Here is a 26311-nt window from a genome sequence, read left to right on the forward strand (position 1 = left end):
CCGACCCCGCTCAGGTGGTGAACCTGGCCACGATGTTACGGAGCCGTTCCGCGGTGTGCGTGAGCTCCTGCGCCGACCGGGCCGTCGAGTCGGCGCCGGCGGTGGTGCGGTTGGCCTCCTCGGTGACCGAGCCGACGCCGGCGGTGATCCGCTCGGCGCCGGCCGCCACCTCGTTGAGTCCGTAGGTCATCTCCGACGTCGTGGCCGACTGCTCCTCGACGGCGGCGGCGATGGTGGACTGGAACTCGTTCACCCGGCTGATGACGTCACTGATCTGCTGGATGGCGTTGACGGCGTCCAGCGCGTCGGCCTGGATGGCCTCGATCCGGGCCGCGATGTCCTGGGTGGCCTGTCCGGTCTCCTGCGCCAACTCCTTGACCTCACCCGCGACGACCGCGAACCCCTTGCCGGACTCTCCCGCGCGGGCCGCCTCGATGGTCGCGTTGAGGGCGAGCAGGTTCGTCTGGGTCGCGATCCCGGCGATGACCTTCAGCACCTCGCCGATCTGCGCGGAGCTCGAGCTGAGCCGGCCGATCGTGTCCTCGGTGTTGCGGGCCGCGGTGACCGCCTCGGTGGCCACCATCGCGGCCTGGCTCGCGCCCTGCGAGATCTCGCTGATCGACGCGGACATCTCCTCGGCACCGGCCGAGACCGCGGTGAGATGGTTGGACACGGAGTCGGCGACCGCGCCAGCCTGCCCCGCCTTGGTGGCCGTCAACTCGGCGGTGGCCCGCATGTCCTCGCTGACCTCGGACAGCTTGGTGGAGGTGCCGGCGACCTCGTCGGCGTCGGCGCGTAACGCGTGGATGGCCTCGCGGACCCGGGTGAGAGCGTCGTTGAAGGCGGTGCTCATCTGCGCGACCTCGTCGCGGGTGTCGACCCGCACCTGCTGGGTGAGGTCGCCCTCGGACAGGGCCCGCAACGCGGTCACGATCCGCCGCATGGGCACCGTCGCGGAGAGGTAGAAACCCACCAGGAGGTAGCCGACCAACAGCAGGGCACCGAAGGCCGCCGCCTCGACGATATAGGCTTTTGTCTTGAATCCCGCGATTCTGGTCGTCAGTAGCGCGTCCAGCTGCGGAATGAGTCCGTCCGCCAGCTTGACCACGGTGGCCCAGGCCGCTTCCCCCGCCGCGGGGGTGATATCGGCCAGACGCCCCGACGCGACAGCACTGTCGACCTGGGTCAGCAGCGCGGTGAGGGCCTGATGCTCGGCCTCGATCAGCGGCCGCATTTCGGCCAGCTCCGGCCGAGCGGTCTTGGCGAGGGAGGTGGCCATCCCGGTGTCGACCGCCTGCTGGGTGCTCGCCAGCGCACCGGCGGCCCTGGACAGCCGAAGCTGGGTGGCGTGAACCACGGCCGGCGGGCGCCCCGCCGCCAGGATCGACTCGTCGACGGTCTGGCCGGCCTGGTCGAGCAGCCCCGGCAGCCGGAAGACCAGGGTGTCCATCAGGTAGTAGGAGTCGAGGTCGGGATCCAGGGTGAGATTCGAGGCGTCGGAGACGGCGACCACCAGATTGAGCAGGCCGGTCAGGGCCTTACCGTATGCGTCGTACGCGGCCTGGCCGGAGCCGGATTTCGCGGCGGCCGCCACGTCGGCCTTGGCGGCCGACCACGCCTGGCTGACCCCGAGATCCGCGCCGTAGGTGCGGTCGACGGCGTCCACCTCGCTGGTCGAAATCTCAGGGGGTTGGCCGCCGGAGACTGCCAGGTGCCGGGCCTGCACTGCGGTGGCGGTCAGGGTGAACAGCGGACGCAGGTAGGCGACCCCGTCGCGCTCCTTGGCGCTGAACGCGACCTGGCTGGTCTGGATCCCGACGTAACCCCAGGTCACGAAGCCCAGAGGCAGCAGGAGCACGACCGTCATCAGAACGATCTTGTACGCGTACCGTAACCGCCCCAACAACAGGCTCGCCGGTGAGAACATTGCCACCGCCTGGCTTCCATCGGATTCATGCTCCTCCAGAAAATCGGCATTTCGCCTAAGTATCTGGATAACAGCACTTTCCAGGCCAGGAAGCCCGGCAACGACTATGCTGTCCGCTCGCGGTCGCCGCGTCCGGTCTTTGGTCAGACTAAACGGCGGCGACGGTCTCTCGGGCGCTATCGAGCGGTCGGCTCGAGGAGCTCCAGGCGGTTGCCATGGCAGTCACTGCTGGAGAACCGGCGCGTCATTGCCCGCGCGGGCCGCCCTCGGCCAGCACCTCGCGCAGCCGGGCCGCGAACTCCTCGGGCTTGCCGGCGTAACCGAACTCGCCGCCGAGGAAGCCGCCGTGATGGCTCGGGAACACCGTCGCCTCCTGGCCGAGCAGCGCCGCGGTGCCGCGGGCCGTACGCGCCGTAAAGGTCTCCCCCGACTCCTCGCCGACCGCGATGACGATCCGGGTCGGTGCCGCCTTGAGCGCGGCCACATCGGGGCGGTAGTCGGTGACCGCCCACGACTTCTTCGACAGCAGCGGATCGTCCCGAGTGCCGTCGTCGCCGGCCGGCATGCCCATCGTCGCCGGATCGGGCGCCGGCTGGGCGAAGTAGGCGTCGGTGAACTCCCCCTGCCACGCGGCCATCGCGAGGAAGGCGGCCATGCCCGCGCCGAAGCCCTTCTGCTGGTACGCCTCGTGGAAGCCGGCCCGGGCGCGAACGGCCGCCGCGGCGTCGGGCAGCACCGAGTTGATCGGCGGCTCGTGCGCCACCAGCGTGGCGACGTCGCCGGGATGGGTCGCGACGAGCTCGAGCGCCGTCACGGCACCGCCGCTGCTCGCGAACACGTCGACCGGGCCGCATCCCAGGTGCTCGATCAGCAGATGCAGGTCGGCGGCCTGGTCCCGTGGGGTGTGCTCCGAGCGGCCGTCCTTGCGGGTGCTGCGACCCAGCCCGCGCGGGTCGTAGGTGACCACCGTGCGGTCGGCGAAGTGGGCGGCGAGCGCGCCGAAGCCCTCCGCGGTCATCGGCTGGCCGATCATCAGCAGCGCCGGCCGGCCGTCGGTCGGCGGAAGCGGGCCGCGGACGTCGTAGACCAGGTCGACATCGGACGCGGTGAGGGTGTGTGACTGCGTCGGCGTCATGCCGCAGACACTACGACAGCAGCCCAGACGACACACCGCCGGAAGGTACGCTGCGTCGGTGCCGACACAGAACGACAGCGACAAGGGCAGCACCAAGCGGTCCGCACGTTCGCGACTGAAGGAACTGCTCATCCTCGCCGTCGTCGGCGTGCTGGTCGCCGTGGGCGTCCGGACGTTCCTGCTGCAGACCTTCTTCATTCCCTCCGGGTCGATGGAGCAGACCCTGCTGATCGACGACAAGGTGCTGGTCGACAAGATCAGCTACCGGTTGGAGCGCCCCGCCCGGGGCGAGATCGTGGTGTTCCGGCCGCCGTCGAGCTGGAAGGCCGGCTCGGGTCAGGAGTACATCAAGCGGGTGGTCGGGGTGGCTGGCGACCACGTGGTCTGCTGCGACGACAGCAAACGGATCACCGTCAACGGCCGCGCTCTCAACGAGGACTACCTGTTCCCCGGCGAGACTCCCTCGGAGCGGCCGTTCGACGCCACCGTGGCGGCCGGGTCCGTGTTCGTGCTCGGCGACCATCGCGGCCAGTCCGCCGACTCACGCTTCCATCTCGACTCGGACAGCGGATCGGTGCCGGTGGACAACATCGTGGGCCGCGCCTTCGCCACGTACTGGCCGCCGTCGAGAATGCGCATGCTGTCCGTTCCCGACACCTTCGCCGACGTACCCGCCCCGCGCTAAAGGCCGGTCACAGGGCGGGCAGGATGCGGCCGCGGACCTCGCCGAGGCCGACGCGCGCGTCGCCGGGACCCGGCGCGGTCGCGGTGATCACGACCTCGTCGCCGTCCTCGAGGAAGGTGCGGGTGGTCGCGTCCGGCAGCTCCAGCGGCTCGGAGCCGCCCCAGGACAGCTCGATGAGCGAACCCCGCTGGTCGGGACGTTCGCCGCTGATCGTGCCGGAGGCGTAGAGGTCGCCGCCGCGCAGCGACGCTCCGTTGGCGGTCATGTGCGCCAGCATCTGCGCGCCGGTCCAGTACATGCCGTCGAACATCGGGCGCGAGATGACGTGGCCGTTGAGCCGCACCTCGAGCCGTACGTCGAGGCCCCACGGCGGCGTCGCGGCGTCGTCGAGGTAGGGCAGCAGCGGCACGGTGCGCTCCGGTGGCGCCACGCGGGCCGGGCCGAGCGCGGCCAGGGGCAGGATCCAGGGCGAGATCGAGGTCGCGAAGGACTTGCCGAGGAACGGGCCGAGGGGAACGTACTCCCAGGCCTGGATGTCGCGGGCCGACCAGTCGTTGACCAGGCAGACGCCGAAGACGTGCTCCTCGAAGGCGGACAGGCTCACCGGCCGGCCCAGCCGCGACCCGGCACCGACGACGAAGCCCAGCTCGGCCTCGATGTCGAGGCGCTGGGACGGCCCGAAGGAGATCTCACCGTCGGCGCCGCGGCGCTGGCCCCGGGGGCGGACGATGTCGGTGCCCGAGGCGACGACGGTGCCGGCGCGTCCGTGGTAGCCGATCGGCAGGTGCTTCCAGTTCGGCGTCAGCGGGTCCTGGCCGGGCCGGAACATCCGTCCCAGGTTGGTCGCGTGCTGTTCCGACGCGTAGAAGTCGACGTAGTCGGCGACCGTGAACGGCAGGTGCATGACGGCGTCGGTGGCCGGCACGAGGTGCGGTTCGAGGTGCTCGCGGTGGGTGTCGTCGGTCAGCCAGGTGGTCACCAGGGCGCGCAGTTGCGACCAGGCCCCGGGGCCGGCGGCGAGCAGGCTGTCCAGCGACGGCCCCGCGACGGCGGGCGCCAGCTCCGGTGCTAGCCGGCGTACGACCGGTGCCAGGTCCAGGATCAGCTCCCCGATCGCGACGCCGATCCGGGCGCTCGGGTCGGCGGCCGTGCCGAAGGCCCCGTAGGGCAGGGCGGCGACGCCGAACGGATGATCCGCGGGAACCTCGAGCCAGGTTGAGGGAGAGACGGTGGTCAACGCAGATCCTCCGGGAGAAGTCCGTGGTGCAGCAGGCCGTCGATCGGCTCGGTGACGCTGCAGGTGCCGAAGCTGACGAAGTGCCGGCGAACGAGTGCGGCCTGGGAGTCGTCGATGCGGGCGACCGCCGCGGCCACCCGATCGCCGTCCTGGTCGGCCAGGGCCGCGGTGACGGCGTCGACGGCGGCACCCTCGACCGCGCGGGCGGTCGCCAGCATGACGTTCAGGAATCCGTGATGCTCGAATCCGGTGGTGGAATCCCGGTGCCGGATCGGGTCGTGCAGGCCGGCGGTGAGCTTGAAGGAGATGTCGCCCCGCACGGCCGACCAGAGTGCGGCGGCCAGCTGCCGCTCGTCGGGGAAGGCCGTGGCGGCGACACCCCCGGTGCGGATCTTGAGGCGCAGGCCGGCGGCGGTGAGCGCGGCGACCTGCGACGCGGTGACGTCGGCCCAGGGCAGCTCGACGTAGCTGTGCACCGAAGAGGGCGCGTGCCGTTCGAGGGTCGCCACCAGGCCGGGCAGCGTGCCGGCGGACGCCGCGATCTCCAGGGCGACCAGGGCTACCCGGGGCTCCGACCGCGCCCGCGAAACCGCACTGGCGACGTCCTCGGCACCGCCGGGAACGGTGAGCGAGACCGGCAGCGGGGATCCGCCTTCCAGGGCCTGCGTCAGCTCCCCCCACCGGGGCAGGGAGCAGATGAACGGGCCGAGCAACGGCGCCAGCGGCGACGCCTGGCGGGCGAGGTGGGCCCGCACGGCCTCGGGCACGTCCAGATCGCCCGGCGGGAAGATGGCCGCGTCGTCGAACAGGGTGAGGAACAGCCGGCCCGGCGCGGTGGTCGTGTCGCTCACGAAGCCGGGCCTCGTCCCGACCAGGTCCAGGCGTACTTGCCGTCGTCGCTGACCCGTCCGGCCTCGCCGAGCCCGAGGGGGCGGAAGGTGTCCACCATGACGGCGAGCTCGTCGAAGAACTCCGCGCCGAGGCTGCCCTCGATGGCGCCCGGCTGCGGGCCGTGGGAGTGACCGCCCGGGTGCAGCGAGATGGAACCGACGTTGATGCCGGAACCCTTGCGGGCCTCGTAGTCGCCGCCGACGTAGAACATGACCTCGTCGCTGTCCACATTCGAGTGGTAGTACGGAACCGGCACGGCCAGCGGGTGGTAGTCCACCTTGCGCGGGACGAAGTTGCAGATGACGAAGTTGGTGCCCTCGAAGACCTGGTGCACCGGCGGCGGCTGGTGGACCCGCCCGGTGATCGGCTCGAAGTCGGCGATGTTGAACGCGTACGGGTACAGACAGCCGTCCCAGCCGACCACGTCGAACGGGTGGTGCGGCAGCACGTGCACGGTCCCGGCGAGCCCGGCCGGGCCGTCGCCGCGATGTTTGATGTAGACCTCGACGTCCTGCTCGTCCACCATCCGGGGCGCGGCCGGCGTCCGCAGGTCCCGCTCGCAGTACGGCGAGTGCTCGAGGAACTGGCCGTACCGCGAGAGGTACCGCTTGGGCGGGCCGATGTGGCTGTTGGCCTCGATGGCGTACAGGCGCAGCGGCGCGTCGCCCGCCGGCACCCAGCGGTGGGTGGTCGCCCGCGGCAGGATCACGTAGTCGCCGGCCCCGACCTCCAGGTCACCGAAGATCGTCTCCACGGTGCCGGAGCCGGCCTCGACATAGACGCACTCGTCGCCGGTGGCGTTGCGATACAGCGGCGAGACCTCGCCGGCCACGACGTAGGCGATCCGCACGTCGGCGTTGCCGAGGACCAGCCGCCGGTCGCGCACCGCGTCACGGGACTTCCACTCCTGCTCGCCGAACAGCCCGTGCAGCTTCAGGTGTCGCGGCAGCAGCGGCTGGTTCGGCACGGTCGCCTGGTCGGGAAGCTCCCAGGCGCGCGCGTCGACGATGGCCGACGGGACGTGCCGGTGGTAGAGCAGGGACGAGTCGGAGGAGAAACCCTCCTCGCCCATCAGCTCCTCGTAATAGAGGGCGCCGCCCGCGTCGCGGTGCTGCGTGTGACGTTTGGCCGGAATGCTGCCGGCCCGCTGGTAGTGCGCCATGGCGTAACTCCGTTCGCCCGATCCTCAAGACAGGTCCGAGGGTGGGGGCGGCCGGCGAGGCCGCCCCGACGCCGATCAGAAGTTACCGCGCCGCTCCTGCTCGCGCTCGATGGCCTCGAAGAGCGCCTTGAAGTTGCCCTTGCCGAAGCCGAGGGACCCGTGCCGCTCGATCAGCTCGAAGAAGACCGTCGGGCGGTCACCGATCGGCTTGGTGAAGATCTGCAGCAGGTAGCCGTCCTCGTCGCGGTCGACCAGGATGCCGCGCTTCTGCAGCTCGTCGATCGGCACCCGGACCTCGCCGATGCGCGCCCGCAGCTCCGGGTCCTCGTAGTACGAGTCCGGCGTGTTGAGGAACTCGACGCCCTCGGCGCGCAGCACGTCCACGCTGCGCAGGATGTCGTTGGTCGCCAGCGCCAGGTGCTGGGCGCCCGGTCCACCGTAGAACTCCAGGTACTCGTCGATCTGCGACTTCTTCTTGCCCATCGCCGGCTCGTTGAGCGGGAACTTCACCCGGTGGTTGCCGGAGGCGACCACCTTCGACATCAGGGCGGAGTAGTCGGTGGCGATGTCGTCGCCGACGAACTCGGCCATGTTCGTGAAGCCCATGACCCGGTTGTAGAACTCGACCCACTCGTCCATCGCGCCGAGCTCGACGTTGCCGACGACGTGGTCCAGGGCCTGGAAGATCCGCTTCGGTGCGCCGTCGCGCTTCTGGAACGACGAGGTACGCGTCACGTAGCCGGGCAGGTAGGGCCCGGAGTAGTTGGCCCGGTTGACCAGGGTGTGTCGGGTCTCGCCGTACGCGGCGATCGCGGCCATCCGGACGGTGCCGTGCTCGTCGGAGATGTCGTGCGGCTCCTCGAGAACCGTGGCGCCCTGCGCCCGGGCGTGCGCGACGCACTTGTCGACGTCGGGCACCTCGAGCGCGATGTCGGTGATGCCGTCACCGTGCTTGGCGTGGTGGGCGATGACCGGGCTGTCCGGCCGCACGCCGCCCTGGATCACGAACCGGACCGCGCCGCTCTTGAGCACGAACGACAGGTGGTCCCGGTTGCCGGTCTCGGGACCGGAGTACGCCACCAGCTCCATGCCGAACGCCGACTGGAAGAAGTGCGCGGTCTGCGTGGCGTTCCCGACCGCCCACACGACCGCGTCCCAGCCCGTGACGGGGAACGGGTCGCTGCCGGAGTCGTACTCGACGAGCCCGACGAGTTGCTTGAGGGTGTCGAGGTCGAGCTCCGCGAGCCGCTCCTCGTTGGTGAGCGTGTCGTGCACGGACATGGCGCTGGTCTCCTTCAGCTGAGGTCGGCTGACGCCTCCAGCTTGGTGAAAGCGCCAAGGCTGCACAACACGCACAGTTTGCGGCGAACAGATTGTTCAGAGTGACCGAACTGGCGCGGCTGTCGCTGAACAATCTGCCCACCATCGTCTCACTTCGCCGCCGAGCCGGAGCGGCGTTCCCGCAGGTAGCGCCAGATCAAGCGGGCCAGATTCCAGGCGAAGAGCACCGTCAGCGGGGCGGCCACCAGGTAGGCGGCCCACTCATGACCCTCCGCGCGCCACCCGACGAACGCGTCCGTGCCGAAGGCGATGCCGACCGCCATGGTGAGCATCTCGGCGGGCGCGGTGCGCCACCAGGGGTCACGCCGCCGCGGCTCGTGCTCGGCGAGGCGCCGGGCATAGTCGTCGACCGCGCCGAACTCCCGCTCCGGATCGGCCGCCGAGGCGGACAGATGCGCCCGCGCCTCCCGGACGAGGTCGGCGGCCCGCTCCGGCGGCAGGTCGAACCGCCCGATCAACAGCCCGGCGAGCCGCTTGAGCCAGCTCTCGACGTCGGCGGGCCCGGCCTCGCGGCCCCGAGGCGTGGGCGAGGTGTGCGAGACGGCCGGCTTCGGCTTCGTCTGGCGCAACGAGACCATGATCAGCAGGACCGCGCCCGCCACGATGCCGAGCACCGGAATCCGGGCCACCTCGTGACGGGGAAGCGTCATGAACGCGGTGGCGCTGGCGCCGGCGAGCACGACAGCGAGGACGAAGCACCACCGGACCAGCTCGGGACGGCCGGCTGCCCTGAGCGCGCCGGGGAGTGCACCGGTCACGAACAAGCCCAGGGTCAGCAACGCCAGGCCGGTCAGGATGGCCGGAGTCGTGGGGAAGGCCAGGGTCCGCTCCAGGACGGCGAAGAAGAGGGACGCGACCAACGCCAGCAACGCCAGGAAGAACACCTGACCGCTGAGGTAGTCGGTCCAGGTGAGCCCCTGCCGATCCACCTTCTCCAGCGCCTCCGGCGACTGCTCGGCCGCGGCGACGGCGGCGAAGTCCTCCGGCTCACCGAACGCCTCGGCGGGGCTCTCCCCCGAGTACGCGCAGTGCTCCTTCACGTCGGCGATGATCGGAGTGGCCAGGTGGTCTCCGACACCGCGGTCCGCGAGTGCGAGCCGGGCGCGGACCTCCCACTGCTCGAACGGCTCTGTCATGGCTGTGCCTCCCCAGGGTGGGTGTCCGGCGCGTGGTCCGCATCGAGCAGGCGAGCGAAGGCCGTGGCGAACTCGTGCCACCGGACGCGTTCGGCGACCAGCCGGTCGCGCCCGTCCGCGGTGATCGCGTAGACCTTGCGGCCCGGCCCGCCCTCGCCGGGCTGCCAGGTGGCTCGCACGGCACCGGAAGCCTCGAGCTTGCCGAGCACCGGGTAGAGCGCACCGCCGCGCACCGCGCCCAGCCCTTCCTCCGCCAGGCGGTGGGCCAGCGCGTAACCGTGCCGATCCTCCTCCGCGAGCACGGCGAGCACCGCCAACTCCAGGGCGCCGCGCAACCATCCGCTCATCGGATCCGTGGCTGCCACCGCACTCTCCTCGATTCGAACTAGTCTCGTTTCAGACTAGCCGCGCACCGCAAGAGCCGCAAGAGCGCCGGCATGGCCGGCCCATCCGGGGTCTCGGTGGTCATCAAGGGCGCCCCAGACGGAAACCAGCGGCTCTATGCGATGCGTGACCGAGATGCCGTCACCCGTGACCTTGATCCACTGCATCGGCGCATCGTAGGGCCGATGCGGTGGACGTCCCTATGCGGAAACCGCGGCGGGCACCACGGCCACGGCGGAAGCCCGCACGGTGCCGATCACGCCGGCCGCCTCGAGGGCGAGGAACTGGTCCACGAGGTGCGAAGGGAACTGCACACCCCGGCAGCGACGCAGCTCGGCGCGGGCCTCCTCCACCGAGAACCCCAACGTCGGGCCGGGCACGCGCATGACGGCCCAGGCGGCGCAGATGCCGGACACCACGCTGGCCGGCACCGGCACCGCATCGGGGCGCTGGCGGGCGGCTTCGCCCACAACCGTCGCCCACTCCTGGATGTGACGATCGAGCTCCTGCGTCTCGTCGCGGGGGGTGTCTTCCGCGGCGGTCGGTTCCGCACGCTGCGCCGGATCGGCGATCACCACGCGGTCACGACCACCGCGCTTGGCCGTGTAGAGGGCGGCGTCGGCGGTGTTGACCAGTTCGTCCGCGGTGAGCGCGTGCGGGGGCACGGCGGCGATACCGCCGATCGACACGGTCACCGCGACCGGGGTGCGGCCGTCGACCAGGATCGGCGTCTCGTTCATCCGCGCCCGGAGGCGTTCGGCCAGGACGGCCAGGTTCTCCAGATCGGTGGCCGGGGCCAGAACGGCGAATTCCTCACCGCCGAAGCGGGCCACGACATCGCTGGCCCGGCAGGTGCTTCGCAGCCGCCGGGCGACCTCGACCAGGACCTGGTCGCCGGCCGGATGACCGTACGTGTCGTTGACGCGCTTGAAGTGGTCGACGTCGAGGAGCAGCAGGGCGAACGAGCCGCCGTACCGGGCCGCCCGGTCGCTCTCCGTCCGCAGCTGTTCCGACAGGAAGCGGCGCGTGTAGAGGCCGGTGAGGGCATCGGTGATGGCCAGCCGGCGCTGGGCCGCGATGAGGCCCGCCATGCGCAGCAGGACGAGGAGGAACAGCACCGCCGACGCACCCACCACGACGAGGTCGGACTGGGCCGCGCCCCGCAGGGTCTGCACCACCAGCACCGCCGGAGCCATCGCGGTGGCCACCCCGAGCAACACCACGCGGTACGGGGTGGCGCCCGAGCGGGCCTCCACCGGGTCGCTCAGGTGCCGCATCGACGGATGGAGCCCGGCCGCACCCAGCGCGACGTAGCCGATCAGCCAGGTCGCATCGGTCCAGCCGCCGTCGGCGAACGAGCCGGCCAGCGTGAGCAGGCCGTACGAGGTGTCGCCCAGCAGGTTCAGGCCGAGGAAGGCGAGCAGCAGCTGATAGGCCGGCTGCCGGACCCCGCCGCTGAGCATCAGCCGGATGGCCACGGTGAGCACGCACAGGTCCATCACCGGATAGGCGGTGGCGGCGACGCGGTCCAGCATGCCGATGGACGGGTCGGTGATGGTCGGGTAGACGAGGAACACCCACCACAACACCGCGGCGCCCACGGCGAGGATCGCGGTGTCGACCAGCGCGGCCGTGTTGCGCTGCGGGGAGCGCCGCCGGGTGAGCTTCACCAGGGCGGCGGCGACGAAGAGGTACTGGGAGAGATAGAGAACGTTGGCCGCCACCGGGTAGGTGGCGTCGTTCTGCGACGTGATGTAGTAGACGGCGTCGCCGGAGGAATATGCCACCTGGCCGGCGGCCAGGAGCCACCAGGTCGACCGGGTCTCCGGCCGGTGCCCCCGGATGCCCAGCGCGAGCGCGCCCACGGTCGACATGCTGACCAGCATGTAGAGCAAGGCCTGCGCCGTGGGTCCGCCGCCGAGGGCCGGCACCGTGTAGTAACCGACCACGGGCAGCGAGGCGCAGACCGACCAGACGATCCATGCCCTGGACCACGTGGACGTCACCGTGGGCGCAGCCGCGCCGCCTACCGAGCGATCCAGAGATGTCACGACACCAGAACACCACCGGGGCGTGGTTCGCCGGTTGTCCCCCGGTTGCGCGACGGGAGCCGTCGACCGGGTTCAGGGTTGGTCGAATTCGAACGAGACCGTCCGGCCCTCGTCGCGGTGCCAATCCCGCACGGTCCCCGTCGTTGTCATCGCATCACTCTCCCATCGCGATGGGAGCACCACCGGTACCCGCCGTGGTGACGAGCCGTGAGGTCAGCGTGACGCGGACGTCGCGGGCGGCGGCCAGCGCCGCGTTGTACGCCAGGCTCGCGCTGCCCGCGCGGGCGCGGATCTGACAGACCGCGCCCCGGTGGTCCCTCGGCGGGTACACCTCGTCGCCGGGTCCGGCGTTCCACACGACGTCGGTCACGAAAGGCGACCGGCCCGCCGCGTCCCGGTCGGGCAGCGTCGCCACGACGCCGGACTCGGCCGGGTAGACCGTGACGGTGCTGGCGTACAGGCCGTTGTGCGCCACGTCGGGCAGCCGCTCACCGAGCGCGCCGCGGCACAGCAGCTCCCAGCACGACACGGTGAGGCAGTCGTTCATCATCAGGGCCAGCAGGCCTCCGCCGAGCCGGGCGTTGACCTCGACCAGCACCGGGCCCTCGGCGGTGAGCACGAACTCGGAGTGCAGGAAGCCGTGCGTGAGCCCGAAATGCTTGGCGCAGGCCTCGACCGCGCCGACCATCTCGTCGGCGTCGGCGCCCGGTACGGCCGCCGGGAAGGTGTACGACACCTCGCAGAAGTGCGGGCGCGGGCCGAGCTGCCGGTCGGTGATGCCCAGGGTGACGGCGCGGCCGTGGTCGACCACCGTCTCGATGCTGTAGAGCGGCCCGGTGACGAACTGCTCGGCCATCAGGTCGCCGCCGAGGTAGCGCTGCCGGTCGGCCAGCGTCGCGTGATGCTCGCGCACCTCCGCGGGGGTGCGGCACAGCAGCACGTCGAGGCTGCCGGAGCCCTTCACGTTCTTGAGCACGATCGGGCCGTCGACGGCGTCGAGCAGCGCGAGCGCGTCGTTCACGTCGTCCGCCGGGGACCAGCGTGGCGAGCGGATGTCGAGGGCCTCGTAGTGTTCCCGGGCCACCCGCTTGTCACGCAGCACGGCGATCGCGTGCGCCGGGTGGAAGGGCACGCCGAGCTCCTCGGCCAGCGCCGCCGCGTACGGAAGGTGACGGTCGCCGATGCAGACGACGCCGTGCGGCGTGCCGCTGGCCCGGACCCAGTCGACCAGGCCGGCGTCCAGGGCCTGCGTGTCGGTGTCGGCGCTGCGGAACACCCGGCCCCGCTCGGACAGGCCGGGCAGCAGGTCGCCGGCGGGAACGTCGGCGTACTGCTCGGGGGCGGTGCTGACCAGTCCGACGTCCAGGCCGTTGTCGACGGCCCAGGCGAGTGCGGACAGGCCGGTGCCGGCGATGCCGGCCTCGATGAAGACGAGCATGGTGGCCTTCTCTCTGTGACGCTAGGAGGCGAGGTCGGCGGCGGCGCGCTGCCGCCGGGCAACGAGCGCGGACAGGGGAGCCACGAGCACGATGAGCAGGACGGCGGCGCCGGCCGACAGCAGCAGGAACGTCTGCAGGCGCCCGGTGGCCAGGTAGCTGCCGAGCAGCAGGGCCACCACGGCGCAGACGGCGCGGTCGATCAGGGACTCGATCGAGAGCAGCGTGGCGCGGTAGCGGGAGTCGGTGATCGCCTCGTTGAGCAGCTTGCGCTGGACCGGATAGACCAGGCCGGCCACCAGCGAGAACGCGCACAGGCACACGATGGTGAAGACGCCCGGGGCGGGCACCACGAGGGCGAGGCTGGCCGCCATCACCACCGTCAGGACGGACACGGCGGCCAGGTCGCGGGTGTTGCGCCGTACCCGGTGGCTTGCCGCGGCCCCGGCAACCTCGAAGACCGTCATCGCGGCAAGCACGGCGCCGTGCCAGACGACCGGCGTGTCCTTGACTGTCAGGATGGGCTGGAACAGGTTGACCTGCAGGATGCGCGACAGGGTGAAGACCGCGATGCCCTGCACCATGATCAGGATCAGCAGCGGGGACCGCCGCAGGAACCGGGCCGCGCCGCCGACGGTCCGCCACGTCGACGCCGGCCGCGCCGTCGCGTGTGGATGTTCCGGATCCGCGCCGAGCAACGCCGGCAGGCGGAGCGCCAGGACCAGCGCCACGGCCGCGTTGAGGGCGGTGAGCCAGTAGACACTGGCCGGCAGCCACGCCATCAGCACGCCGGCCGCCGGCCAACACACGATCTTGCCGATGAGACTGTACGCCCGCGCGTTGCCTTCGGCACGCTGATAGAACCAGGCCGCCTCGTGCCGTTGCAGGTACTCGTAGAGGTACGCGCTCGCGGCGCCCGACACCAACGACCGTGCCAGCGCGATGAGCAACCAGTGGGCGAGGAAGCCGGCGTAGCCGGGCGCGGCCACCGGCACCAGGTTGGCCAGCAGCAGCACCGCCGCCCCGCCGATCATGCTGCGTCGCAGGCCCAGGCGGTCGGCGAGGAGCCCGGTGGGGATCTCGAACAGGCAGAACGCGATGTAGTAGATGCTCTGGATGCCGAAGATCTGCCGGTCGTCGAGGCCGACGACGCGCTGGTAGGTGTAGAACACCGGGACCCAGACCAGCAGGCCGAAGAAGAACTGGAAGCCATAGTGGGTCCAGACCACCCGGCGTACGGGCGCGGGTGCCCCGCGGGAGGTGGTCGGTGGCGGCGCGGCGGTGGCGGTGGACATGGCGGCTCCCACGGTCACGCCGAGTACGGACGGAGCTGGACGATCGCGATGCGGTCGTCGTCGGCGACCCACTCGATGTCGACCGGCGCCGAGAACGTGTAGTCGGGCGAGAAGTGCGCCTGCAGCAGGCGCCCGACCACGGCGAGCCGTTGCAGCCGGGCCCGGTCGGCCTCGGGCAGATCCCGCTCGGCGTCGCCCAGCGACACCGTGCGTCCGCCACCTTCCACCGTGTTGAACAGGTACTGCATCGGCGCGTGCGAGCCCGCCACCACCTCGGTCACCGACCGCGTGGACACGTTGAGGTAGACGTTGCGGAAGTCGGCCAGCGCCAACGGGTTCGTCGTCACCATGACGCCGCCCATGCGCGAGGCGACCTCCTCCTGGATCACCACACCCATGTACGAGTCGTCGAGCGAGATGCCGGCCTGCTGGCGCAGCCGCACGCTCCGCGGCGACAGCAGCGACGCCCACACCGTCTTGAGGCTGTCCATGACGTGGTCGGCGGTGGTGACGTGGTTGACCGACTCGTAGATGCCGGCGGCCGAGAACCCGGCCAGATCCTCGGCGTTCGACGAGCTGCGCACCACGAAGCTCGCCACCCCGCCCAGGTGGGTGACGAGGGCGTCGTCCACGCGGGAGCGGATGGACTCGGGAACGCGGGTCCGGCGCACCAGGCGTTGCAGCTCGAGGCAGAGCGGCTCCACCTCCCGCGCGTCGAGCTCGAGCGCCATCTTCAGCTTGCCGATGGTCTGCTGGATGGCCGGCGACGACTCGAGGAACTCGCGCTGGAGGGAGAACGGCAGGGCGATGCCGCGCGGCACCCAGACCAGCTCGCGCAGCAGCCCGTTCGCGGCCTGCGACAGGCCCGCCGGCCCGGGGGCGTCCAGGAGCTTCCGCAGGTAGCCGATCAGGTCTTTGCGCGGCGGCCGCGGTGTGCGATAGAAGCCGAGCAGGCGCTCGGAACCCCGGGAGAGCACGTGGTGCAGCTCGCCGAGGTTGGCGGCCTTGGTGCCGTACCGGTAGCGGTCGGCCGCCCGGATCTCGTCGAGGCCGGCGATCGGGCTCAGGTGGACCTCGGGCTCCTCGACGGTGACCTGCTGCGCCACCCAGGCGGGGCGCCGGTCCAGGTCGTCCGGCCGCTCGATCGGCGTCAGCGCGATGGCGTCGGCGCTCGCGGCGACCTCGTACCGCACCCAGGCGCCGTCGAGCCCGGCGGACTCGATGCGGGTGAACGCGTCGAGCTGGATCGCGTTGGGGATCGCCCAACCGGCGGCCAGCACGTTGGTGTGCGACAGCGGCGTCGTGTGCTCCGCGTTGATGATGCCGGCCAGTCGCGGGATGTCGTCGGGGACCCGGTCCATCGCGATGATGTCGTACCACTGCAGCGGCGGGTCGGCCCGGCGGTAGGCGTCCTCGTCGCGGAAGGCCCGCAGCCGCCCCTTCGCCACGCCGGGCTGGAGCGCCACGAACGAGGCCGCGGAGAAGATCTCGTGCGCCGCGATGCGCGGCATCTCCGTGGCCGGCACGTCGGTGAGCTGCTGTTCCTGGCGGTGAGTCGCGGGCTTGAACAGCAACGGCAGGCCGGGGTCGACGCTGTCGGCGACGAACGCGTAGAAGTACCGCAGCATCTCGGTGGACATCGTGTCGACCTCGACGGTCTCCAGGCACAGGAACCGCCGGGCGCCGGTGTCGTCCTCGCGCGTGTGCATCGACAGCAGGCCCAGGTAGAGCCGCCGGTCCTCCTCGGCGTAGAAGGCGTGGTTGTACTCGTCGACGTTCGCCTCCAGCTCCTGGCGCGTGATGCGCAGGATGTGGTCGGCGATGTAGTAGCCGTGGAACGCGTACTGGCGGTTGTCGATGAAGTGGATGACACCGGCGGGTCGGTCCACCACGACCTTGACGAACCGGTGGCCCGACAGCGTGCCGGCGAGCTGCTCGAACGCCTCGACGGTCAACCGCTCTCCGACGAGCGCGGGCGGTGCCTGGTAGTCCTGGGGGGTCAGAGTGTCCACTGTCGTCATTCCTTCTCGGCTGGCCGTCATGAGGGGTGGTTTCGACGGCGCGCGGGCACCACCGCACGTGCGTGCTCGCTGTGCGGGCCGCACGGGGTGGAAGGGTTCACAGACGCCCGTCGGGCGGGCGGAGACGCCGGTCACGCTGCCGGAGCGCTCCTGGCGGGGTGCCTATGGGCACGCCTCGCGGCATTCACGGACGCGTCGGGCGAGTCGCGGCGGGCGCGTCAGGGCGCGGTCGCGGCTCCGAGGTGCGGTTCGCGAGCGGAACGGTGGACAGTCGAACGTCCGAGAGTCGGCAGATCGGCAGCGGTCATGGCGGTGATCGCGGCAGGCCCGGACAGTGCGATGCGCTTGGTGAAGTGCAACGTCTCTCCTTGAAGCGATGACGGCGGACAGGTCATGTCGCCGATTCGATGACTCTAGAGATCGACTCGGTCGCTCTCCGCAAGCTCCCCCCTCCGATCGACATATCTATCTTTGTTAAGGGTCACCGGCTCGGCGTCGCTACGCTGCGCGAATGATCAAAGACGCGCGGTTCCTGGGAATCCCTACCCTGGACGCGGACGCGGAAACCGTGGTCGTCATCGACGTCATGCGAGCCTTCACGGTCGCGGCATGGGCGTTCGCGCGGGGAGCCGAGCGCATCCTGCTGGCCTCCGATGTCGAGCACGCCCTCGCCCTCAAGGCGAAGCATCCCGAGGCGCTCACGTGCAAGGACGGCCCGCCCGCCGAGGGATTCGACACCGTGAACTCCCCCGGCCACATGTCCAGGCTGGACCTGACGGGCCGCACCCTGGTGCAGACGACCACGTCGGGCACGCGCGGCGCGCTCGCCGCCCGGCACGCCCGCCGGGTCCTGTGCGCCGGCTTCGTGGTCGCCGCCGCGACGGCCCGTACGCTGCGAAAACAGGGATCGACCGGCGTGACGTATCTCATCACCGGCGACGACGGCACGGCCGAGGAGGACCTCGCCTGCGCCGAGTACATCGCCGCGCTCGTCGAGAACCCCGCGACGCCCGCGGCCTCCTTCCTGCGGCGCGCGAGGGTGTCACCCGCGGCGAACACCCTGATCGAGGGCGTACGGCGGGGCTACCGCGGCATCCACCCCGACGACGTGGACCTGTGCCTGCAAGCCGACCGGTTCGACTTCACCATCCAGGTCGAGGACCGGGACGGCACCGCGCGGTTGACGCACTTCGAATGATCTTCGTACCGGATATTTACGTTCTTCCCCTTGACTGTGCGACGCCGCACGACGGGAGGGCTGGAACATCGTGGGTCACCGAGACTGGGCGGTCGTCAATGTGAAGCAGGTCGCGGCGCCGCGGCCGGACGAGCCGGTCACCCCACCGCGATCGGTGCCGCTGTACGTGCTGGCCGTCCTGCTCGTCGAGTTCAGCATGATCGCCGCGTTCGACCTGTTCTACTGGTCCGACCAACGCCGCCAGGCCGGGAGCGCCCTCGAATGGGTCCTGCCGCTCCTCGGCCCGACGGCGGCGTTCGCCATCGGCTCCCACGCGGTCGAGACCCGCCGCGGGCGTTTCGGGATCGGCACGGTAATCACCGTCCTCGGCGCCGTGGTGTCTCTCCCGGCGGCGGTGCTGATCACATTGGTCAGCGCGGCCGACGGCTGCGAGACCATCCCGCCGGACGTCGCCTGGTATCGCGCGCCGATCCTGCTCATCGGCGTCGCCCTGGCCCTGGGCCTCGCCGCCGGCCGCGCGACGGCCCTGGCCGCCCGCCGGGCCGGACCGCTGATCCGGTACGCCCTGAGCGTGGGCGTCACCGCGACCGTCGTCTTCGGCTTCCTCGCCCCGCTCCTGGCGACCACGGCCACCTGCTCCGGAACGGGCTCCTGACGCTCGACACCGATAGCGATATATCGCTATCATGGCCGCATGCGTCCCCCGCTGCCGCCGGAACCGCCGCTGCCACCCGCGCCCCCGCCGCCCCCACCACGAGCCGGTTCGAGGGTGCGCAAGGGCAACGTCCGCATCGCACTGATCGGGCTGCTCGACGAGTCGCCCAGCAACGGCTACCAGCTGATCCGGTCGATCGTCACGCGCAGCGCGGGACGGTGGCGTCCCAGCGCGGGTTCGATCTACCCCACCCTCGCCCAGCTCATTGACGAAAGGCTGGCGACCATCCCGGCCGGTGATCCGGAGCGCCGTCACCGTCTGACGCGACTCGGCCGGGCGGTGGCGGCGGAACAGCGGGCGCAATTCGCCGGACTCTGGCCCGCGGAGCCGCCGTCGCCGGCCTCCGACGCCGCCCACCTCCAGGAAATCTGCCGCGAGCTCCAGCTCGTCGCCGCTCGACTAACCGATGCGGCACCACCGGAACGCCTGGTCCGGGCGGCGTCGATCCTCGAACACGCCCACCACGAGCTGGAGCGCCTTCTCCGATCCTCCACACAGGAGAGCAGATGACCGATCAAGCCGGAACCACGCTGCCACCGCTGCGCAGGAACAAGGACTTCCAGCTGCTCTGGGGCGGATCGGCCTTCGCCTTCCTGGGCAAGGAGGTCACCGACCTGATCTACCCCCTGGTGGTGCTGGGCGTGACCGGATCGGCCGCCTGGGCCGGCGCGTTCGGAGGCCTGCAACTGTTCGTCGCCCTGCTCGTAGGACTACCCGCCGGCGCACTGGCGGACTCCTACGACCGACGCGCGCTCCTCGTCATCATGGAAAGCGTCCGGGCCCTGGCCTCGGTCAGTGTGCTCGTCGCCGTCCTGGCCGACGCGCTGACACTGCCCCACCTGCTCATAGTGGCGGCCACGGTGGGCGCCGTGCAGCCGCTGGGCGGCGCGGCCCGCATGCTGCTGGTGCGTGCGGTGGTGCCACCACAACACCTCACCGCGGCGCTCACCCAGGAAGAGGTCCGCACCCATGCCGCCGGCCTCGCGGGACCACCGCTAGGCGGCCTCCTGTACGCGGCGGCGACCGTGCTGCCCTTCATCGCCACCGCGCTGACCTTCCTCGTCTCACTCTTCTGCGCCCTGTTCGTCCGGTTGCCGAGCACACCCGCGGTTCCCCGGTCGAAGGGCATCTCAGCGGGCCTCACCATGCTCTGGCGCACCCCTGTGCTGAGACACAGCACAATCTTCGCCACGGCGCTGAACGCGGTGACCGCACCGCTGATCCTGATAGTGGTCGTCCTGCTCCACCGGGCCGGCGCGTCCCCGACCATGATGGGCCTCACGTCGATCGGGCTCGCACTGGGCGGGCTCGCGGGCACGGTCCTGGTCAAGCCGCTGCACCGAGCGTTCTCGCCGGGCTCCCTCATGCTCCTGCTGGGCTTCACCGCGGTCGCCTTCATCGCCTCGCTGGCGCTGCCCTGGGGAGCGTGGTGGCTCGCGACGGCGCTGTTCCTGCTGGGCCTCGGCGGGCCGTCCATGCGGGTCCTGGTCGACGTCCTGATCTTCCGCCAGATACCCGACGAGCAGCGCGGCCGCGCGTTCACCGCTTTCATGACGGTGCTCGGTGCCGGCGCGTCGGTCGGAGTCTTCGGCTCCGGGCTGTTGCTGGAGCTGTTACCGGGGGCCGGGGCGGTGGTCCTGCTTGCCGGCGTACTCGCCGTCACCCTCACCTGGGCCGCCGCCGATCGGCGAATCCGCGAGGCCCGCTGGCCGACCAGCGGCACGTCAGCGGGGCAACGGCACGGGTGATGACGAGCTGCAGGCTTGTGACCTGGGAACCCTTTCTATGTCGCTCGCCCAGGACGTGGTGGGTGCGCTGGCCGCGGCCAGCGCCGTGCCCGGCCGTACCCCCGCGCAGATCGCCGCCGAAGTGGGCGTCGAGGGCACCCAGCACACCAGCCCGGCCTACCCTGGCAACTCCGCGGACTCGCACGACATCGCCGTGATCACGTTCAACCAGAACCAGAGCGCCAGGCTCGACAGCCGCTGGTCGTTCACCCCGACCAAGCTGCCGGCCCGCAATCAACTGGCCAAGCTGGGCGCCCGCGCCCTGGACGCGTCGCAGTGGCTGACCGTCGGCTACGGCACCGAGGAGGCCCAGCGGGGCCCCGGCGGTCACACGCACCCGGGCGGCGGCGTGCGGAGGAAGGCGCTGGTGGGCTTCAACGCGCTGAACCCGACCTGGGTACGCCTGGCGATGAACGAGAGCCGTGGGTTCGGCGGCGCCTGCTACGGCGACTCCGGCGGGCCGAACTTCCTGACCGTCGACGGCAAGCGGATGCTGGCCGCGACGACGGTCACCGGAGACTCGCCCTGCTACGCCACGAACGTGGTGTACCGCATGGACACGGACACGGCCCGCACCTTCCTCGGGCAGTACGTCACGCTGCCGTAGCACCGAGGCACCGTGAACCACGTCCCCTGAACGCCACCTAAGCCGTTTCTTAGATCTTCCTGTGCCGGCTTCCGGGGGTCACCGACCCCCGGAAGAGTACCGGGGTCCGCGCCGATGCGACGCCGGCGATCCGTCCCGGATCGTCACGCTCGGTGACGGCTCGCCGGCGTCCGCCGGTGGGGTGCGGTGGGGGAAAGGTGGAGCATGCAGGCGAGACGGATCGTCGCGACGGTGGCAATGGTGTCCGCGGCGGGCCTGGCGGTGGTGTTGACCGTCCCGGCCCTGGCGGGCACCGAGGCGAAGTCGGAACGATCGTCCGGCGCCGTGCGGGCACCGGGGGCTGGGCAGGGCAGTGCCGGCCCGGCGGACGGGTTGCTGGCCGCCATGGAACGGGACCTGAAGCTGAGCCGCAGCGACGCGGAGCAGCGGCTGGGAGCGGAAGCGGTCACGCCGGAGCTCGAGTCGAAGCTGCGTACGGTCACCGGTGACGCCTTCGGCGGCGCCTGGATCAGCTCCGGGACCCGGAAGCTGACGGTTGCCGTGACCGATCCCGCCCTGGCCGACAAGGTACGCGCCGCGGGTGCGGACGCGAAGGTGGTCGAGCAGAGCCGCGGTGAGCTCGAGGCGGCGCAGGGCCGGCTCGACGGCCGGGCGGGCAAGGCGCCGGCGCAGGTGTCCGGTTGGTACGTCGACCCCAGCACCAACACCGTCACGCTGCTGGCCCGCGACGGCGGGGAGAAGAAGGCCCGTAGCTGGGCCCGCAAGGCCGGACTCGACAGCGACGCGGTGCGCGTCCAGAGCGTGCCGGCCGACTTCACCGCCATGTTCGACGTACGCGGTGGGGACGCCTTCATCATCAACCGTTCGTCGCGCTGCTCGGTCGGTTTCCCGGTGACCACCGGGTTCGTCACCGCCGGCCACTGTGGAAACCGGGGCGCCACGACGGTCGCCTCGAACAACGCCCAGGGAACCTTCCGGGTGTCGAACTTCGGCAACAGCGGCGGCAACGACTACGCCGTTGTCGACGTCAACCGCAACTGGACGCCGAAGCCGGTGGTGGCCACCACCGGTGGCGAGGTGCCGATCGCCGGGTCGAAGGAGGCTCCGGTGGGTGCGTCGGTGTGCCGGACCGGGTCCACCACCGGCACCCGCTGCGGGGTCATCACCGCCCGCAACGCCAGCTTGACCGTGAGCGGGCGTGCCGTGCGAGGCTTCGTCATCACCAGTGCCTGCGCCGAGCCCGGCGACTCGGGCGGTTCCCTGCTCGCCGGCAACCAGGCGCAGGCCGTGCTCTCCGGCGGGTCCGGCAACTGCCGCGGCGGCCGGGCGAATTCGGTCTACCAGCCGATCAACCCCGTGCTGCGGGCCGAGGGTCTGCAGCTGGTGACCACCGGCGGCGCCGCACCGGCACCGCAGCCCACGCCTACCCCGACCTCCCCGAAGCCCTCCCAGCCGCCGACGGGTGGCGGGTCCGCCACGGCGAAGGCCGAGGCCGAGGTCGTGCGCCTGGTCAACCAGGAGCGGGCAAAGGCCGGGTGCTCCGCGCTGACCGTCGACGCGCGGCTGGCCGGAGCGGCGCGGGCCCACTCGCGGGACATGGCGGCGAAGAGGTTCTTCTCGCACACCAACCCGCAGGGCAAGAGCGCGTCCCAGCGGGTCACCGCAGCCGGCTACCGGTTCCGGCTGACCGGTGAGAACATCGCGTTCGGTCAGGCCACCCCGGCCGCGGTCATGAGGGCGTGGATGAACAGCTCCGGGCACCGCGCCAACATCCTCAAGTGCGGCTACAAGAACATCGGTGTGGGACTGGCCTTCCGCAACGACTCCGGTCGTCAGGTGCCGATGTGGACGCAGGAGTTCGGCGCCACCTTCTGACATCGCCCGTACCCGTACCGTCCGCCCGCCCGATCTCAGGGCCGGGCGGGCGGTACGGCCGTCTCGGACGTCGACGGCCGCCGAAAGAGCACCACGCCGAGGGCGACCACCCAGAGTGCCCACGCGGTGCTGCCGACGAGCCCGGCGAGGTCCCAGACCGGGAAGCCAGGGATCGCGGTGGCCAGCACATCGGATGACCGTCAGCCGCCAGTGATCGACCAGTGCCACGGCTCCGAGGGCAGGTTCACGTACCCGTACTTGCTGGCGTTCGCGGACAGCCACCGGAAGCCGGCGCTGTTCGCGGTGAGCGACCTGCCGCCGGACGTGATGTCGACGGCCAGGCCGAGCTCGTGCAGCGACTGGCCGGGAATCGCCGTCGGCACCCGGCACGACGAGGCCGGCGCCTTCCAGACGTCGGGGCAGCCGTTGATCTTCCGCAGCTCGATCTGGCGCTGCTTGGTCCGGAACCCGCCACCGGAGAGCACGACTCCGTCGGCCTTCGCGTCGGCGAGCATCCGCCGGAACGCGAACGAGACGCTCTTGTGCACGGTGACGCCGTTCACGCTCGTCGTGTCGGCGACGACGAACCTGGAGCGGACGTCGGTGACGACGTTCCGGCTGATCGCGGCGGCCTGACCGGCGAGCTCGGCGGACTTGTCGAGCTCGATGAGCCTCTGCTGGTTCGTCCGGATCGCCGCGGAGGTCCTCTGCCAGGCGGCGATCGCCCCGTCCAGGCGGGTGGTGGCGGTCCGGGAGGCGGTCTGCGCCGCCTTCAGCGCCGCGGCGGCCCTGCCGGCCTGGCCCCTGCGGGCGGCCGTCGTCTTCGCCGTGGCGGTGACGACGGTCTTCGCCGCGGCCACGGCGGCGGCGTTGCGCGGCCGCTGCTGCGACGCCAGGGTCAGCCTGTTCCTCGCGCTGGCCAGCGCCTCCCGCGCGATCGCATATTGGGTACGGGTCGCCTCGTCGGCGGTGATGGCCGTGGTCAGCGCGGACTGGGCGGCGGCATGCGCGGTTCTGCCCGTGCCGATCCGCTCGGACCACGTCACGAGGCTGGCCCGCTGGGCGGCGAGGGTCTTGCGGAGCTGGACGTACTGCGGGGTCGGGGTGAGGCTGTGGAACATCAGCGAGGCCCACCGCTGCGCGGTGCGAGGGACCGAGGCGGATGCCGGGCTGGGCGCGCCGGCGACCGTCAGGACCGTGGCGAGAGCCGCGACGGCCGTTGCGGTGAAAATCCAGCCGGGTCGATGTTCCCGTCGTGTCGTCATCTGTGACATACGCTCCTCGGCCTCGATCGGTCAGGGCGGTACGGACGGCAGCCCAAGGGGCGGCCTGTGGGCACAGGGCCTGGTCAAGTGGTGTTCCGTCGAGTCTCGTGACCGACGGGTGCAGTCGCGGCCCGGTCGGGGAGCGGGCAGGTTGCGCCCCGCACATGCGCAAGCGAGGAGAAAGATTCCCCCGCCTCGGCTGCATACGATCGCGGCATTCGGCGATCAGGGGGAGCCGTCACACCATGACCAGCACACCGGCACCGACGACGTCCGCCGCCCAGACCCTCTCCCGGCTGCTCGTCGGCAACCAGCTCCAGCAGGCCGTCTACGTGGCGGCGAGGCTCGGCATCGCGGACGAGTTGCGGGACGGGCCGCGGGACAGCACCGAGCTCGCGGAAAGTGTCGGCGCTCATCCCGACGCCCTGCACCGGCTGCTGCGCGCACTGGCCGGCCACGGGATCCTCGCCGCCGACGGTGAGCGCAGATTCTCCCTGACGCCGCTCGGTGAGCAGCTGCGCTCGGACAACCCGCGATCGGTGCTCCCGTTCGCGCTCTGGTCCGGCGGCGTGAGCTACCAGGCGTGGGGTGCGCTGGAGCACAGCGTGCGCACCGGCGAACCCGCCTTCGAGAACCTGTTCGGCCAGGAGTTCTTCACCTACCTCGCCGAGCACCCCGAGTCCGGTGCGGTGTTCGACGAGATGATGTCGCGGCACACCGTACCGGTCGCGGCCGCCATCGCCGGATACGACCTCGCCGGTGTCGAGGTGATCGTCGACGTCGGTGGCGGCCACGGCGAACTGCTCGCCGCCATCCTCAAGAACCGTCCCGACATCCGGGGCGTGCTGGTGGAACAGGCGCGCGTGCTCGACGACGCCCGCCGGGTGTTCGCCCGGGCCGGCGTCGCCGAGCGCTGCGACGCCGTGATCGGCGACATCCACCAGGACCTTCCGGCGGCCGACGTCTACGTCCTCAAGAGCGTCGTGCACGGCCTGCCCGACGACGAGTCGGTCGAGGTGCTGGCGAACTGCCGCCGCACGCTGCTTCCGGGCGGCCGGCTGCTCATCGTCGAGTTCGTACTGCCGACCGGCGGTGGCCCGAGCCCGGCTCTGCTCATGGACCTGCTGATGCTCATCGGCTGCCACGGCCGCGAGCGCACGGCGGAGGACTTCGCGAAGCTCCTGGGCGCCGCGGGCCTGCGGTTGGCCGGGATCACATCGACCAAGCACGGTTACAGCGTCATCGAGGGTCGGGAGCCGTAACGATGCTAACGAAGTCGCGTCTGATGTACGTCACCCTCTACGTCCGCGATCTCGCGGAGTCCCGGCGGTTCTACGAGGAGGTGCTGGGCCTTCGCGCCCTCGATCCCCAGGCCACGTCGGTGAGCTATCCGGTCGGCCACGTCATCCTGAGCCTGCAGAGCGCGCCGGACTCCGACGTTACCCTGGGCGACCCGGACCGCTCCCTGACGCTGGCGTTGCTCGTCGACGACGCGCAGGCCACGGGTGCTCAGATGCGGGAGCGGGGCGCGAAGGTGCGGCCCTCCCAGACGTCCCGGGCCGGCACGATGGTGGAGTTCTACGACCCGGACGGCCACTGGCTCTCGCTCTACGAGGTGTCCACCGGGGCGATGGGCTGGGCCAGCGGCCGCAAGATCGAGGCGCTGCGCGACGCGTACGCCCCGCACCGCACCAGCGAGGACGGCCACCAGGAACTGCTCTACGTGTTCCTCTACGTCCAGGATCTGAAGGCGACGGAGGACTTCTACTCCGGCACGCTCGGTCTCGTACCCATGGAGGTCAACACCTGTCACCGCGGCGTGACAAGCGTCGCCGACGGCGTCGTGAAATACGACGCCGGAGGTGTTCTTCTGACCACCCACCACGTCGGCGAGGGTGAGCACGCGGCGCTGCACAAGGTGGCCACCGAGGGGTCGAAGGGTGTCGCGTTCGGCTTCCACACCGCCGACCTGGCGGCGTCCACCGCCGAACTGTCCGCCCGGGGGCTCACGTTCACCGGCGAACTGGCGACCCCGATCGGGGCGACCGCCACCTTCTCGGATCCGGGCGGCTACCGCTACTACCTGTGCGAACCGTCCGAAGAGGCCATGACCCGGTCCGTCGGGGCGGAGATCCGCAGGATCCTCGACGCGGACCTCTGAGA

At 71.0% G+C, this 26311-nt stretch carries 24 protein-coding genes; 9 read left to right on the top strand and 15 right to left on the bottom strand.

The window, feature by feature from the left end; genetic code table 11:
- Window positions 1-10 precede the first annotated feature (10 nt).
- Both AB0M36_RS23545 and AB0M36_RS23550 read right to left on the bottom strand, forming a co-directional pair.
- Entirely contained in the window at window positions 11-1867 is a 1857-nt protein-coding gene (locus AB0M36_RS23545) for a methyl-accepting chemotaxis protein (protein ID WP_364160876.1), read from the bottom strand.
- Window positions 1868-2171: 304 nt separating this feature from the next.
- Window positions 2172-3062 (bottom strand): alpha/beta hydrolase, encoded by an 891-nt coding sequence (locus AB0M36_RS23550; protein WP_364160878.1) that lies wholly within the window; start codon window positions 3060-3062, stop codon window positions 2172-2174.
- A gap of 58 nt (window positions 3063-3120) precedes the next feature.
- On the opposite strand from AB0M36_RS23550, the gene lepB reads away from it, so the two are divergent.
- Window positions 3121-3747, top strand: coding sequence for a signal peptidase I (lepB, locus tag AB0M36_RS23555; protein WP_364160880.1), 627 nt, complete (start codon window positions 3121-3123; stop codon window positions 3745-3747).
- 7 nt (window positions 3748-3754) lie between these two features.
- On the opposite strand, the gene fahA is transcribed toward lepB, so the two are convergent.
- From fahA to AB0M36_RS23610, 11 genes are all read right to left on the bottom strand, one after another.
- The gene (gene fahA, locus AB0M36_RS23560) at window positions 3755-4984 is read right to left on the bottom strand and encodes a fumarylacetoacetase (RefSeq protein WP_364160882.1); all 1230 of its coding nucleotides are present in this window, start codon (window positions 4982-4984) and stop codon (window positions 3755-3757) included.
- Window positions 4981-5835: a hypothetical protein gene (locus AB0M36_RS23565; protein ID WP_364160884.1), complete on the bottom strand. Its 855-nt coding sequence runs from the start codon at window positions 5833-5835 to the stop codon at window positions 4981-4983. Before AB0M36_RS23565 ends, fahA begins: the two co-directional genes overlap by 4 nt.
- A complete protein-coding gene (locus tag AB0M36_RS23570; protein ID WP_364160886.1) occupies window positions 5832-7037 on the bottom strand; it encodes a cupin domain-containing protein in 1206 nt (401 codons plus the stop codon). The genes AB0M36_RS23565 and AB0M36_RS23570 overlap by 4 nt, the downstream gene beginning before the upstream one ends.
- A gap of 75 nt (window positions 7038-7112) precedes the next feature.
- Window positions 7113-8318 (bottom strand): 4-hydroxyphenylpyruvate dioxygenase, encoded by a 1206-nt coding sequence (gene hppD / locus AB0M36_RS23575; RefSeq protein ID WP_364160888.1) that lies wholly within the window; start codon window positions 8316-8318, stop codon window positions 7113-7115.
- Window positions 8319-8467: 149 nt separating this feature from the next.
- Window positions 8468-9514 (bottom strand): hypothetical protein, encoded by a 1047-nt coding sequence (locus tag AB0M36_RS23580; protein WP_364160890.1) that lies wholly within the window; start codon window positions 9512-9514, stop codon window positions 8468-8470.
- The gene (locus tag AB0M36_RS23585; protein ID WP_364160892.1) at window positions 9511-9879 is read right to left on the bottom strand and encodes a PadR family transcriptional regulator; all 369 of its coding nucleotides are present in this window, start codon (window positions 9877-9879) and stop codon (window positions 9511-9513) included. Before AB0M36_RS23585 ends, AB0M36_RS23580 begins: the two co-directional genes overlap by 4 nt.
- 36 nt (window positions 9880-9915) lie before the next feature.
- On the bottom strand, window positions 9916-10065 hold the full coding sequence (locus tag AB0M36_RS23590; RefSeq protein WP_364160894.1) for a hypothetical protein: 150 nt from the start codon (window positions 10063-10065) through the stop codon (window positions 9916-9918).
- 33 nt (window positions 10066-10098) lie between these two features.
- Entirely contained in the window at window positions 10099-11949 is a 1851-nt protein-coding gene (locus AB0M36_RS23595) for a GGDEF domain-containing protein (RefSeq protein ID WP_364160896.1), read from the bottom strand.
- Between the two features lie 154 nt (window positions 11950-12103).
- Window positions 12104-13387: an ATP-grasp domain-containing protein gene (locus AB0M36_RS23600; protein WP_364160898.1), complete on the bottom strand. Its 1284-nt coding sequence runs from the start codon at window positions 13385-13387 to the stop codon at window positions 12104-12106.
- Between the two features lie 21 nt (window positions 13388-13408).
- Window positions 13409-14680 (bottom strand): MFS transporter, encoded by a 1272-nt coding sequence (locus AB0M36_RS23605; RefSeq protein WP_364160900.1) that lies wholly within the window; start codon window positions 14678-14680, stop codon window positions 13409-13411.
- A 14-nt stretch (window positions 14681-14694) separates the two neighbouring features.
- Window positions 14695-16692, bottom strand: coding sequence for a PEP/pyruvate-binding domain-containing protein (locus AB0M36_RS23610; protein ID WP_364160902.1), 1998 nt, complete (start codon window positions 16690-16692; stop codon window positions 14695-14697).
- A 520-nt stretch (window positions 16693-17212) separates the two neighbouring features.
- Here AB0M36_RS23610 and AB0M36_RS23615 point away from each other — a divergent pair.
- The 6 genes from AB0M36_RS23615 to AB0M36_RS23640 all read left to right on the top strand — a co-directional run bounded on the left by AB0M36_RS23615 (window position 17213) and on the right by AB0M36_RS23640 (window position 22883).
- The gene (locus tag AB0M36_RS23615) at window positions 17213-17899 is read left to right on the top strand and encodes a 2-phosphosulfolactate phosphatase (protein WP_364160904.1); all 687 of its coding nucleotides are present in this window, start codon (window positions 17213-17215) and stop codon (window positions 17897-17899) included.
- Between the two features lie 70 nt (window positions 17900-17969).
- Window positions 17970-18554: a hypothetical protein gene (locus AB0M36_RS23620; RefSeq protein WP_364160906.1), complete on the top strand. Its 585-nt coding sequence runs from the start codon at window positions 17970-17972 to the stop codon at window positions 18552-18554.
- 39 nt (window positions 18555-18593) lie between these two features.
- Entirely contained in the window at window positions 18594-19124 is a 531-nt protein-coding gene (locus AB0M36_RS23625; RefSeq protein WP_364160908.1) for a PadR family transcriptional regulator, read from the top strand.
- On the top strand, window positions 19121-20362 hold the full coding sequence (locus AB0M36_RS23630) for an MFS transporter (RefSeq protein WP_364160910.1): 1242 nt from the start codon (window positions 19121-19123) through the stop codon (window positions 20360-20362). The genes AB0M36_RS23625 and AB0M36_RS23630 overlap by 4 nt, the downstream gene beginning before the upstream one ends.
- A 37-nt stretch (window positions 20363-20399) precedes the next feature.
- Window positions 20400-21008 carry a hypothetical protein gene (locus AB0M36_RS23635; RefSeq protein ID WP_364160912.1) on the top strand — a complete coding sequence of 203 codons (609 nt, stop codon included), beginning with the start codon at window positions 20400-20402 and terminating at the stop codon, window positions 21006-21008.
- Between the two features lie 204 nt (window positions 21009-21212).
- On the top strand, window positions 21213-22883 hold the full coding sequence (locus tag AB0M36_RS23640) for a CAP domain-containing protein (protein WP_364160914.1): 1671 nt from the start codon (window positions 21213-21215) through the stop codon (window positions 22881-22883).
- A gap of 35 nt (window positions 22884-22918) precedes the next feature.
- On the opposite strand, the gene AB0M36_RS23645 is transcribed toward AB0M36_RS23640, so the two are convergent.
- Window positions 22919-23071 (bottom strand): hypothetical protein, encoded by a 153-nt coding sequence (locus tag AB0M36_RS23645; RefSeq protein WP_364160916.1) that lies wholly within the window; start codon window positions 23069-23071, stop codon window positions 22919-22921.
- A gap of 12 nt (window positions 23072-23083) precedes the next feature.
- Window positions 23084-24148, bottom strand: a complete 1065-nt coding sequence (locus AB0M36_RS23650) for a D-alanyl-D-alanine carboxypeptidase family protein (protein ID WP_364160918.1) — start codon at window positions 24146-24148, stop codon at window positions 23084-23086.
- A gap of 245 nt (window positions 24149-24393) precedes the next feature.
- Between AB0M36_RS23650 and AB0M36_RS23655 the strand changes: the two genes are divergently transcribed.
- A complete protein-coding gene (locus AB0M36_RS23655; RefSeq protein WP_364160920.1) occupies window positions 24394-25410 on the top strand; it encodes a methyltransferase in 1017 nt (338 codons plus the stop codon).
- Between the two features lie 2 nt (window positions 25411-25412).
- Entirely contained in the window at window positions 25413-26309 is an 897-nt protein-coding gene (locus AB0M36_RS23660; protein WP_364160922.1) for a VOC family protein, read from the top strand.
- The last annotated feature ends 2 nt before the right edge of the window (window positions 26310-26311 follow it).

The sequence above is a fragment of the Actinoplanes sp. NPDC051346 genome, assembly GCF_040682215.1.
In the GTDB taxonomy this organism is placed as follows: domain Bacteria; phylum Actinomycetota; class Actinomycetes; order Mycobacteriales; family Micromonosporaceae; genus Actinoplanes.